This window comes from Mycoplasma enhydrae, from assembly GCF_017116825.1.
Classification (GTDB): Bacteria; Bacillota_I; Bacilli_A; order Mycoplasmatales; family Metamycoplasmataceae; genus Metamycoplasma; species Metamycoplasma enhydrae.
On sequence record NZ_JAFIRD010000001.1, the window covers coordinates 155,223 to 169,310 of the forward strand.

Here is a 14,088-nt window from a genome sequence, read left to right on the forward strand (position 1 = left end):
ATTTTTATTGTTTTTTTTATCTATCGTGTTTGTATTTTTTATTATTAATCATACTTCCGACTAGATATAGAACGCTTGAAGAAATGATAAATAGTAATAATAGTATTGAAAGAGATAATCATAAATAGTTACTAGAATTTGCTGATTTAACTAACAGATATAGTTCAAAAACTGAAACAGGTAATAATGCTGATAAAGCGCAATGCGCCACTCGTTTATGAACTTTTTTAACATTTTTTACAAACAATAAAACTGCGATGATTAAAACGTATATTGAAGCTAAAAAGCCTAATACCATAAAAAATATGTTAATAAATAGTTCCATTTTATTCTCCTTTAAGTTCTATTTCTTTTGCAGCTAATCATTTTCTCTCTTGTTCTATTATATTCTTTATTTGTCCTAATTCTAAATAAATTACTTTATCTGCTAATTGTGCTACATCTGGGTCATGGGAAACAATGATTATTGTTGTGCCATAATCACGGTTAATTTCTTGAAGAATTTTTAGCACAATTAAGCCTGTTTTTTCATCAAGTGCTCCTGTAGGTTCATCGGCAACTAAAATATCTGAGTTTTTAGCTAAAGCCCTTAAAATTGAAACTCTTTGTTGTTGCCCACCAGACATTTGTGATGGATACTTGTACATACATTCTTCTAAGTCAAAATCTTTAAATAATTTTTTAATATTCAAATGTTTTGATTTGTCATCCTGTAAGTATGAGCCGGTTTCAACGTTATCATAACTATTTAAATTTTGTAATAAGTTATAGTTTTGAAAAATGAATGAAATGTTTTTTCTTCTAAATGATGTTTGCTTAGAATCGCTTAAATAAGGTAAATTGACATCGTTAACAATTACAGTTCCAGAAGTTGGTCTATCTAAAGCACTAATAATGTTTAGTAATGTAGATTTTCCTGAACCGGATTTACCATGTAAAACTACCATTTCGCCTTTTTTAATTTTGAACGTGGCACCTTTTAGAACATCAGTTGCAACATTACCTGATAAATAAGTTTTTTTAACATCTTCAACTTCAACAATGTAACCTTCAGTATTTTTTTGTTTTTCTTGACCATCTTTTTTTCTTGGCTTATTATTAGCTAGTTTATATTTTTTTAAAGTACCAGGATCTAGAACCTTAACAGAAATATCTTCATCTTGAATAACAAATGGCTGATCATGTTTTTTTAATTCAATAGGGTTTAAAACATGAATTTCACTAGTTTTAGATAATTTCTTTTTATTTTTAGTTGTTTTTTTATCTTCTGATTGTTTTTTTGCCATTACTTTCCTTTCAGAGCGTCCACCGCTTTAATTTTATTTAAGCTCTTTCATGTAGCTATAGATGTCAATATAAATACTGTTAAACAAATAGTAATTGAAAGTATTATAGTTGAATATTGTAAAGTTATAGGTAATACTATTTGTGAAGTTGCCATAGTAAATGCATTAAATGCTGTAATTAATAAAAATGTTACAGGAATCATCAATAAACAAGCAAATATTATTGCTGGAACAAAGTTAGCAAAGAATAACATTACTCTTTCACGACTTGAATAACCCAAAATTGAAAATGTAGCAATTGATCTTTGATTTGAAGCAATCATAATATTAGTAATAACAATTAAAATGATAATTGAAATTAACATTGACATAATAATGAACGCAACTAATATTGTGTTTACTGTTCCTGATATTTCGCCAATAAAGCCGGCTTCAATGTCCTTGCTATTAACATCAAAAGAAGCTCCAAACATTAGATTTTTGCCATAAATTGTTCCTGGTTGTATACCATAAAAATCAGATACAATTTTACGAGCTATTTGTTTAAATTCTTCATTAGAATTTTCTTCTTTAACTATTTTTTGGAATTGAACTTCATTAATTCCTAACAATTTAAATAATGATTGTTTGTAATCAAGTTTGGCATCAGGGTGTGCTTCATTATATGAATTAATATTATTTTCATAAACTGATTTGTAATTTAGTGCTTGATCACTAATAAATATTTTTTTGAAAAATGTTCATAATGCTTGATCACTTGCCCCTTCTACTTCAAATGTTGCAGCAGCACCTCAAAAACCACTTGAAGAATATGTAGTTAAAGTATCTATAGTTTGAACTGGAGTAATATCATTTGAAAGAATACCATTGAAAGCATCATATTTTCTATCAAATGCTGCTTTAATTTCTTTTTCTTTAGCAGGATTTGCAATTAAAGCATTTTTAAGTTCATTTTGTCTAGAATCTTTTAGACGTTTTGAAAGAGTGTCATATCCTAATAGCTTGTCTAAAATGTCTTTTCTGGTAATAAATTCACTATTAATATATGTTTCAGAAACACCAATAACTTCAAATTTATATTTGGTTTTTGGAGCTTTTAAATTGAAAGCACGATAAGCAAATCTATCCACATGGTTTAATAAATCTAGTTCAATAACTGAACCAATTTTTAGTTTATGTTTCCTTTGTGCTACTTCATTGATAATTAAAGGAATATTTTTTGAATCATCATATTTATATTCAACTAATTTTTGATGTAAATTGTTTTGTGTTTTATCATGAATTGATATAAATTTAGAGTCATTGTAATATCCATAAACTCGATTTTCTTTACCATCTAATAATGTTTTAGCATAAGTGTATTTTTCATTTGTTGTGTCATTTCAATAAATGCCACCAAATGAAACAAAGAAATCAATTGATTGAATATTGCGATAAGCGTTAACTAAGAAATCACGATATTGTTGTCTAAATCTAGCTGTAGACACATTTTTTTCTTTTTGATATATTTCATTAACTGGATCTCATTCAACATATTTAAATTGCTCATCCAGACGCGAGACTTCACCAGTGTAATGTGCGCCAGACTGAGTTAAATAGAAGAAACTTGTTCGATTAGTTAAATCTTCTGGTTTGCCTTCTTTAAGATCTTTTTGAAATTTTTGAAGATCTCTTACGGCAATTACATTTTCTATAAAAGTACCTTCTGTATTTAAATAATCTTCATTTTTGCCAATTTTTGTTATATCAATTAGATATTGAGTATTTTGAACTTCTTTTGCAACTCGTTTGAATATTTGAGCTATTCTAGCCCTTTGAGTTTCAGGAATATTAGCATAAGTTACATCTCAAGGAGTTAGTTCAACTGAAATGTCCATTAGAATGTCTAATGAAGATTTGGTTAGAACTACAGGACTATATGGTTTTTGAATAACATCTGTATTAAATGAACCTCCAGGACGCAAGAAATTAGGATTTTCATAATCTAATTGACTGCCCGCGCTTGAAGAACCGCCTGCTATATCATTAGGAACATACAATAATGAATTAATATCATTTTTATTATATGTCACATAAGGTCCACCTTCAGTGGTAGGACTTTCTAAGTCTAGTTTATATTTATATAATCTATCTTTATATGTTTTGGTTATAACCTTATTGAAAACGTTATTTGAAGATAAGAAAAACATAGATATTAAAGAAGTTGTTGAAAATGCTAAGAATAAAGAAAGCATTTTTCAGAAGTTATTTAGTGTCATTGAAGCTATATATCTTGCTTTAATAGGCAATTTTCTAAACAATGATGAAACACGTTGCGAGAAGTTACCAACACTTACTTCAGTTAAACCGCTCATTAATTCAGTTGGTTTTTTTCTAACAGATAAAGCTGTTATAAGGAATATTATTGAGCTCACAAATAGCAGTGGGACAAATATCGTTAAAATCATGGCTAATGGATGGAATGGAATAATATTATTTTCCAAGGTTCAGTATGATGATAATATTCCCATTGCAGGTCTTTGTAAAGAATATCCTAAAATATAGCCAATTATTCCACCGACGGCAGCTGGAATTCAGCCGAATGCACAAAAGGCAAATGCTATTTTAGTTAATTTATAACCTTGAGCTCTTAGAATACCAACAACTTTGTTTCTTGCCTGTATATAACGTTTAATAACAAAGTAAACAACAAAAGCTACTAAAACTGTTAGAACTAAAATTAGATATATTGTTACGTTTTGAATTGTTTTAACTATTGATCTTATTGTAACAATTCTAATTTGCCTTTCAGGGTTAATGCTATCTAATTCATCTCTTAAATAAACTTTTTTTAATGAATTTGGATTGATTTTTTCAACTTCTCTAGCAAAAAGTTTTTGTAATTCTTGAGGGCTCTTGCCTTCTATGAAACGGTTTTTAGCATCTAAAGGCGCTTTAACTAAAGCATAAGTTTTTAGCGCAAATGTTGGATAAGCAGAATGAATTCTATCAAAACCTTTTGAATTCACATAAATAATTGCTTGTGTGTTTGTGTCAACTTGAATATTTTCTTCATTAACAACAGGATATAAATAATCAGAAGTCGAATCAATTCCAATAATTAAGTATTCTTGGTTATTAACTGTAACCTTGTATTGATCATCAAGGTTAGAAATAAATAATTGCATTGTATAAGGATTACCTAAATATTTGCTTATATCCCCTGTATATGCTCGCTTATTATTCTTTGAAGCATAACCGTAATTAACTTTAGCTAAATATGAACCAGAATCAGAAAATGAAATAAGGTTAGAAATTTCAATTGGTTCAATAATACTTGTTAAAGCTTTTTTAAGTGAATTGGTTATATCAATATTAAATATATTCAATGACTTGCCATCTGAGTCTCTTAAAATTTTGTTGAAAAGATTATTAAATCTTGATAAATCTAGTTCAACAGCACTATCATTTCTACTTTCAATTAATTTAAGTGAATTTTCATAATTGTGAGTTAAAGATTCAATTTGGCTATGAATGTCATTTATGTTAGCAAATTTTAGATTATTTAACATTTTTTTAATGATATGAGCAATATTGCCTTCATTTGGATTAGGACTCAAGGTGTAGTATAAAAGAAATTGTGGAAAGCTTAGTAATGTTAAAGGATTTAGCAAGTTCTTAGGAACATTTAGTAATGATAATCTATTTGATAAATTTGAATTTTCGATAGCCATTTTATAAGCCAAATCAAAATCATAATCATCATTAATTAAAGCTTCAATTTTATTTGATTCATTTGTTTTTAAAAACGAATCTAAAAACATTTCTAATGCTTTATTATAGAAAGTTGGCATTTGTGTAGCATTAGCCACATAACCTAAGTTATAGGTTAGTTCATTTGAATTTCTAATTAATAAGTTTTTAATTTTAGAAATAATGTCAGCAGAAATACCACTAGTTTCAAGATTTGCACTAAATTGATTAATAGCACTTGAGTTTTCTAGCAATTTAGTTATTTCTTGATTGGCTAGAGTTGTATGTGCATGTGAGTAAGCCATTTTTAATAATGTGGCTTTGTAATCGCTATCACTTCCTAAAACACCCATACTTGGTATTGGATTAATTACTTTATCATAATTAGTTAATACCTTAGCAAATTCTGGGTTTTTAGCCAATTTATAAATTTCTTTTAAAATTAGTTTTATTTGGTCAAATGAAAGTATTTTTTCAAATTCTTTTTTAATTAACCTGTTGCCAGTTTTTGGATCAACAATGATTTTTTCCTTTGCATCACCTATTCTATTTAAGAAGTATGCTAATTTAATTCATAGATTATATAAAACAAAATGGTTATTAATAATGTCATATTGCCCATTAGTCATAAATAATGAAGCAAAATTTTGAGCTAATAAAGTATGAATTGTTTTATAAATCTTAATATTAGCAGCATGATCTTGACTTGATTCATCTATTAAGGCTGATAAATAAGCTAAATCTCCATAAGAATTAGGATTTAGATCTTTGGTACTATCAACATTAAAATCATATTTATTGTCTGATTTTTTAAATGATTTTAGTTGAAGTTTTTGGATATATTGATGATATTTAATTAATTTATTTTTTAATAAAGCTAAATCATTAAGCTCAATTTCATTAATTAGTGCTTGATTTTTAATGAAATCATACTCTGAAGAAGTTAATTGAATTTGTTGGTTTTGTTTGATGGCATTATCTACTTTAATAATAAGTTTTTCAACGTCTAACAAATCAAAACGATTAATTGGTTTATTAAATGGATCAGGTTTTGAATTATTATTAATTTGAGGGAACGCTAATTTAGGTAAAATACCTAAATCTAATAAACTAATTTTTCCAGGATCGGCTGAAGGAATAGAAATATTTAGTTCACTTATAATATTTGAAGTTTTGTCTGATAGATTTAGCAACTTAATTAAAGCATTTTGAATTTGATTAATTTTTCCTGATGAAACTTCATTATCTATTGAAGAACTAATTGAAGCCATGAAAGAAGCTAAATAATCAGTGCTTGTTAAAACTTCAGTGTTGTAATTGTTGTAAATTTTGTTATTTGCAGTAATAGAACTTTTAACTTGTTTTATTAGTTTATTTAATGAATCACTAAATTTAGTGATATTTACATTTGAAATAATTTCAAATAAACCTTCTTGCACATTTGAATATGAGCCATCTTTATTGGCATCTAGTGCTTCAAAAAAGTTTTTGGCTTGGTTTTTGGTTTGTTCGTCTAAAGGTCTTGAAGCTGCTTCATATGCTCTAATTCATTTTTGATAATAACTTGAATTTGAATCTGGACTTAAAATTTTAGAAAAATCAACTTGTTTAATTAATTTATTAAGTGTGCTTTTAAATTTGTGCTCATCAAGCGATTGTAATAAAGAAATAATAATTCTATCATTTGATAAATTTCAATACTCAGCATCCACAGCAGTAAACGGTTTATATGGATGTTTTTGATATCAATCTTGAATAATGGCACTAAATTTAATGAAATCAACAGATTCTACAAATTCAGCTAGAATGTCAAATATTTTAGCCTTGTCCTTTATTAAAACAAGCAATTCAGATAAACTTAATTTTAGTTGAGGAATAATATAAACTTTTGAAAAACCTAAAAGTCCACTTAGTTTATTAATTTCAGCTACTAAACGAGCATCTCTTTCGGCTATTGTAGAACCAAACGATTCATACTGCTTTTTGAAGTATCTTAAAATATTGCTAATAAGGTTTTGAATAAACACATTAGCATTCATATTTAAATATTCAAGGTTTTTATTTTTTCCTTGTTCGATTGGTTCAGATAGATATTTAAATATATCTAAAATTGTTTTAGTTAAAATTGATGAATTAATTTTTGTAGCGGCTAAAAATTTTTGTAATTCATTAGCTTCAATTGAATCTGAAATAGCTTTGAAAAAGCGATAAATATCTTGTTTATTAAACAGTTTAGCAAAATCTGTATCCAAAATAATTGATCTTGCTTTATCAATCAATTTTCTAATTGTATTTTGTTGAATAATTTCTTGGGTTAATTCATTAGAAACTGCACCAAAGCTAACAGGTAAGGTAATTTGGTTTTTAAATTTAGGGTTTATTTGTGCTCAACCATTAGGACCAATGTCACCTCTAATGGTATAGTTTTGAATTACTAAATAGTTATAAACTTCATCTAGAGTTAAATAATCTTTATTATTAATTAAAACTTTGTTTCAAACACTTTGTGAACTAAAACCTTTAATAGGACTTTTTTGTAAGAATACATATTGTCCTCGTCTAGGCATAGCCAATGCTCCCACTACTGTTGCACCTTTTGATTTTAGCTCAGGAGTAGCTGTTGTTAAAATTAATAATTTACCATTAGTTAAATAAGGAATTCGTGTATTAATTAAAAAATCATAATAATCTTCAAATCGGATATCAGCATTGAAATAATTAATGATAGGTGTTAATTTTTGATATAGCACTGTATCAATTATTTCTCTTGTATATACTGAAGGGATCTTATTTATTTTATTAGATTTAGGATCTGGCTTTAAAACTATTTTCTCGGCAGCTTCATTAGAAATACTACTATGCAATATACCAGGATTTAATGTTTCATTATACAACTTTCCAATGTTGCTTTCTACGCCGAATATTTTACGGTTTTTATCACCTGTATCAACAAAATGAAAAACATTTTTCTTTCCAGTTTTTTCATCAACAGTTTCAACGGTTATAGTTTTTCTAATTCCTAGATTTTCTTTACCTACATTTTTTTCTACATCATCTAAAATTGATTTTCTTGCAAAATTAATGGCACCATTTCGAATTATTTCTTGAAAATTAGCTAGTTTTTCAACATTTGATACGTCTAAAAATTGTTCATTTGTTAATTCATCTGGACCGAATATTTTGAACTCAACTTGTTTTATATTATGTAAATTAACTTTTTCTTGATTTGTCTTTGCTTCAGGTATATGACTATTACTTTGACCACCTGTTCAAGGTGTTTTAAATATATCATTAACATCTTCTTTTTCTAGTCTTTTAGTGATATTAGAGGTTTGGCTAAATTGAGTGCCATCACCAATAGTATAAATTGTAGTTATAGTTTTATCTCAATATGAAAAATATAAATTGTTTTTATATCCTTCTGGGTTTGTTTTTTTGAAATTATCAATATACTTAAAATAAGAACCTTTTCAGTTCGATTTTTCTTCATCACTTAATTCATTTCAGTTCATTACATAACGGTATCAGTTATAAGTAATTAGTGTTTCTGTCTTACGAATTCAATTATGTGGAATTTTATATGTTTTATTAGCTTCTAAATCAATATATAATGGTGTATTTGTTTCTAAAGAATTTTTAGCTAAGTAACTATTTAATTTAAAAGTTCCTTCTAATAAATCGTCTTTTGATATATTTTTTGTAGTTGTTTTAAAACCTGTTTTCAGCTTCAGTTCGCCTGTATCATGTTTTATCTTATCAAAATATCATTTATTATCGTTGGCATCTTTTTTAAAACCTAATAGGTCTAAAACATCTTCAGATTTAATAATTGCTAAAGTGTTTTGTGATTTTCATTGGTCATAATCAGAAGTTAAAAATGATGCTTCTTTAGTTAAAGTATTAATAAATAACGGTGATGATTCTACAATTGAATCATTTTTTTGTTGTTGACCATATGGACCTTTTGGTGCATATGAAATGCTTAAAATATCACCTAATTTAATCGGTGATTTGAAAGTAATTGTTTCATTAGCAATAATGCTTTGTTTTTGAGTAATAGGGATATATTTTTTATCTTGTTTTTTGTATACTTTAAATTTTCTATTAGAACCTGAAAATCTAAATTCTCTTATTTTAGTAGAATCTGGATTTGGTTTGTTAATTTCAAATTCAACACTAGTAACATTAGATTTTAGTTGTTCATAGTACAAACTCATTAAATCCACTGTTGAAATATAATAATTTTCATCAGCATTTCAATTATCAATATTGCCTTTTATTTTTAAGTATTCTTGTTGGTGTGCTGGCAAATTAATTGAATATGAAATCATAGAGCCGTTTTTAGCACTTTCAAACATTATTGGTTTATTAATATTGGTTTTATTATCAGCTCCAATTTGGTTGTAACCATTTCGCGGAATAATACCGGAAGGATTAATGTCTAAGTCTACAGTTAAATCATGCAATTTTGACACCTTGTCATATGCATTGATTGTTTTAGAGTATGATGTTTTAACATCATTTAATAAAGTAAATAAAAAAGTTGTTAAAAATATTAATATTGTTAAACATATTAAAGTTACTTTATTTTTAGCAAGTGATTTAAAAACTTCTTTAAATAGTCTTCTCATACGTTTCCTCCAAATATTATTAAGGAATTATGGCAGCCTTAATAATTTAAGGTAAATTATATAATTTTTTATTTATATTATTAAATTATTATTTAATAAGGATAAAAGTGTTTAATTAATATAAGCCCTAAAAAAGTAAAAAATCTTTCCATATTATTAGGAAAGAAATAATTATTTTATCTATTTTTAAGATTGTTTTTGATTATTGTAGACCACTTGCGTGGAATGTCAACAGGAGTTTTTGATTTTTTTTGATAATGAACTAAAATATTATTAATACTAAAGAATTTACCAACATTTAAAATGTTAAAATCTATCTTTAATAAATTAGATATTCATTTAGCATTATCAATTTCATTTTGATAATTTGAAGATTTTAAGAAACAAAATGTTGCTGATATTTTTGCTAATCTGTGTGATATTTCTACAAGATTTTTTAGTTCAGATACAGCTCGAGCACTAATAAAATCATATATTTCAAATTCTGATGATTCTTCTGCTCTTTGTTTAGCAATTTTTATGTTTTTTAGGTTGCATTTTTTAATTACTTGTCCTAAAAAATTCACCCTCTTGTCTAGGGGTTCATAAATAGTTAAATCAAAATTAGGATTGTAAATAAAATAAGGAATAATAGGAAAACCAGCACCAGAGCCAATATCTAGTATTTTTAGGTTATTTAAATTGATAATTTCTTGGTTAATTTTTTTGAATATTAAAATTGATTCAATTATGCCTTCTTTAACTAGTTTTTCTTCATAAAAACCAGTCAAGTTATACTTGGCATTTTCTGTTTCTAATAAATAATAATAATCATAAAGTTTAGTGATTGTTTGTTCATCAATTTCATTTATGTATTCTTTGATAATTTTTTTAAAATTATCTATCGCTATAATCTTCATATATGTCACTAATTGAAGTGTTATTTATGTTAGCTTCAATTACCATTCCTAAAAATTCAGCCATTGATAATTGTCTAAGCTTTTTAAAATGTGCTAAATTAGAATGGTCAATTGAATTAGTTACAATAACTTCACTAATTATTTCGTTATTTTCAAACATTTCAAAGCCACGTGAAAATAAACCATGAGTAGCAGCAATAATTATTTTTTTAGCACCTTGTTTTTTTAGTGTTTCAGCAGCATGAATTATGGTTCCTCCGGTATCAATAATATCATCATAAATAATTACATTTTTATTCTTAACATCACCTAAAACACCCATAATTTCAGATACATTTGGAGCTGTTCTTCTTTTATCTATAATTGCTATTTGTTCATCATCATTAAGTAATTCTGATAATTGTCTAGCTCTAACCGCACCACCATGATCTGGTGAAACAATAACAAATTTTTCCTTTCTTTTACGCATTTCGGAAGCAAATATAAAATGTCCCCTTAAATCATCAACTGGAATATTAAAAAAACCTTGGATTGAAGCATTATGTAAATCAACAGTTATAACTTTTGTAACACCTGCTTTTTCTAATAAATCAGCAACTAATTTTGCTGTTATTGGCTGACGACCTTTGGCTTTTCTGTCTTGTCTTGCATAGCCATAATATGTCAATACGCAAACTATGCTTTTAGCGCTAGCTCTTTTTAGAGCATCAACAAATATTAATAAATCCATTAAATTATCATTAACAGGTTTACTTGTGTTACATATTACAAATACATGACGGTTTCTAACTGTTATATTAGTTGATAAAATTCTTTCTCCATCAGCAAAAACTGTTTTGTCAACTGGTTCTATTTTTTGATGAATGTATTGACCAATTTGTGAGGCTAATTCAACAGAATTTTCCATTCCAAAAATAACAACATTTTTATCATTTTTCATTATAAAAAACTCTCCTATTTAAATTGTTTATTCAAATATTAATTTTACTTCATTTGAAATTATATTTAACAAAAAGTGCCGCTCTGCGCAGCACTTATTGTTCTATTTAAACAAAGCCATCAATTGTTATTTCAACTTCTCATTTAACAGTAGGTCTATATTTTAATTTTAAAGTTAGTTTTACTTTGACTGATTTTGTAGTTTCATCTGCTACTAATTCTTTATTTACTTCCTCAATAACTACATCACTAATTTTAACCTTGAAATTTTCTGGTTTTTGAATTGCAGCTGTTGCAGAATTCGAAGTCTTATCATTTTCATAATCTACTGTAATTTTATTTTTAACTTCATCTGCTGTTCATTTAGATGGTTGACCTCTTTTAAGGTTTTGAATTTGAACTGTTATTTCACCTAATTCTTTACCATATGCTTTTTGATTTAATTTGATAGTAATTATTCCACTATCATGATCATAAGCTGTTTCCTTAAATTCATAATCATAGTCACCACTTTTTGAAATAGATCTTAATGGTTCACCACTTAGTTGAATTTCTTCAAGATAAATTTTTTCATTTTCTTCTTTAGAATTTTCGCTTATTTCTTTATCTCTTCATTGAACTTTTACATCATTTTTATCTTTAGGAAATTGTTTTTTAAATCCTGTAATTTCTATTGAAAAATAACCAATACGAGTATTATCCGAAGCGTTAAATTGATTAACATTTACTTTAAGTGTTCCTGGCATATTAGCTTCTAAACCAAGTATTTGATATTTGTATTTTCCACTTTTACTATTAATTTCAACATCTTCTTCTTTGATTGATCTAGCTGATCTTGTTGAATATTGAGAAGCACTTAAACCTTTAATTGTAATTACTGCATCATTTTTATCTTCAGGTAGTTGTTTTTTGAAACCAGTTAATTTCATTTCAGCTGAAAAGCCAGTACGTGTACCTGATAGATCTTGTTCATAAATTAACAATCCTAATGTTCCTTTTTCAGGGTCCTTACCATTGTCTTCAACTTCATATTTATTTTTATTACTTTTACTTTTAACTACAAGTTTAAAAGGGAAGTCCGAATAATAATCTTTATATTTATCTTGAGTAACTTGTTCTTTTTTTACATCATCTCATAATTCTACTATTACATCAGCCAATATTCTTTGTTGGTGTTCTTCTGCTGAAGGAGGTGTTTTAAAACCTTCTAAATCATGCTCAAATTCATATGTTGTAGTTGCTTTTTTAGCTTCAATAGTAACAGTGATACTTGAATCTGTTTTTTTAACTCATGATTTAACTTTTGTATCTCAGCCATCACGTTTAGATATCACTTCGAAATTGTCTAATGAAATATCAGCTACAAGAGTATTTTCTTTGTTTTTATAACCTATAAGAGTAGAACTTGATACAAGATCTTTAGATTCGATTACAGGTGGAGTAGCACTTTCTTCTTTAAAACCTTCTAATTCTTTAGTTATAGTATATGTTTTAGTTCCTTTAGAAACTTTTAAAGTAATGGTAATGCTTGTTTTGGTTTTTTCAGCAAATGATTCAACAGTTGCACTTCAGCCACTAGGAGTCTTAACTGTTATTTTTGTTTTATCTATATCTTTAACAAGCACTGTGTTTTTGTTTGGATAATCTACTGTGGTTTGATCTTTTACTTGTTGCTCTGTTAATTCTACTTCAGAAGTTGTATTTTCTTTAAAACCGGTCAATTCTTTGGTTATAGTATATGTTTTAGTTCCTTTAGAAACTTTTAAAGTAACTGTGATACTGGTTTTAGTTTTTTCAGCAAATGATTCAACAGTTGCACTTCAGCCACTAGGAGTCTTAACTGTTATTTTTGTTTTATCTATATCTTTAACAAACACTGTGTTTTTGTTTGGATAATCTACTGTGGTTTGATCTTTTACCTGTTGCTCTGTTAATTCTACTTCAGGGGTTGTAGTTTCTTTAAAACCTTTTATTTCTTTTTTAATTTCATATTCAGTTTTATCTTTAGAAGCAATTATAGTTAAGATTACTTTTTTATTTGCTTTATCAACTGAGTGGTCTTTAACTTTAAATGTTCATCCCGATTGATTTTCAAGAGAAATTTTACTTACATCAAATTTATCAATTTCAGTATTTGAAATGTCTGGGTATACAGGCTTAGCTATTTGTTCCACTTTTTCTTTTGATTCAATTTTTTGGCAACCTGCGGAAATAATTGTTGGTGCAATTGCTAAGCTTGGTAAAATTCCAAGCATAATCAAAATTTTTTTGTTTTTGGTCATTTATATCCTTTCAAAATATATGTCTTTTACATTATTAATTGTAACACGTTTTGATTATTATAATCAAAGTGTCAAAATGGTGGCTATAATAAAAAATTGCCGCACTTTTAGTTTCATGCAACAATTTAGTGATTATTTTAATAAACCTCAATTACATTTTTGATAATTTACGCATGAGGTCTTCAAAAGCTTTTAAACTTTCAGGATGATTTTCTTTTTCTCACTTTAACATTTTTTCTCATTGTTCATCTGATATAAATGAAGATTCATTATACATAGAAACATTAAAACTTACATTATTTTTGGTTTTATTCATCTT

At 26.9% G+C, this 14,088-nt stretch carries 6 protein-coding genes; all 6 read right to left on the bottom strand.

The window, feature by feature from the left end:
• Positions 1-326: 326 nt before the first annotated feature.
• The 6 genes from JXZ91_RS00715 to JXZ91_RS00740 all read right to left on the bottom strand — a co-directional run bounded on the left by JXZ91_RS00715 (position 327) and on the right by JXZ91_RS00740 (position 14,085).
• Entirely contained in the window at positions 327-1,286 is a 960-nt protein-coding gene (locus tag JXZ91_RS00715; RefSeq protein WP_205851097.1) for an ABC transporter ATP-binding protein, read from the bottom strand.
• Positions 1,286-9,649 carry an ABC transporter permease gene (locus tag JXZ91_RS00720; RefSeq protein WP_205851098.1) on the bottom strand — a complete coding sequence of 2,788 codons (8,364 nt, stop codon included), beginning with the start codon at positions 9,647-9,649 and terminating at the stop codon, positions 1,286-1,288. Before JXZ91_RS00720 ends, JXZ91_RS00715 begins: the two co-directional genes overlap by 1 nt.
• Positions 9,650-9,825: 176 nt before the next feature.
• A complete protein-coding gene (gene rsmG, locus JXZ91_RS00725; protein WP_205851099.1) occupies positions 9,826-10,548 on the bottom strand; it encodes a 16S rRNA (guanine(527)-N(7))-methyltransferase RsmG in 723 nt (240 codons plus the stop codon).
• Entirely contained in the window at positions 10,526-11,488 is a 963-nt protein-coding gene (locus JXZ91_RS00730) for a ribose-phosphate pyrophosphokinase (RefSeq protein WP_205851100.1), read from the bottom strand. The genes rsmG and JXZ91_RS00730 overlap by 23 nt, the downstream gene beginning before the upstream one ends.
• Positions 11,489-11,594: 106 nt before the next feature.
• Positions 11,595-13,769 (bottom strand): lipoprotein 17-related variable surface protein, encoded by a 2,175-nt coding sequence (locus tag JXZ91_RS00735; protein WP_205851101.1) that lies wholly within the window; start codon positions 13,767-13,769, stop codon positions 11,595-11,597.
• A gap of 151 nt (positions 13,770-13,920) precedes the next feature.
• Positions 13,921-14,085, bottom strand: a complete 165-nt coding sequence (locus JXZ91_RS00740; RefSeq protein WP_205851102.1) for a hypothetical protein — start codon at positions 14,083-14,085, stop codon at positions 13,921-13,923.
• Between the last annotated feature and the right edge of the window lie 3 nt (positions 14,086-14,088).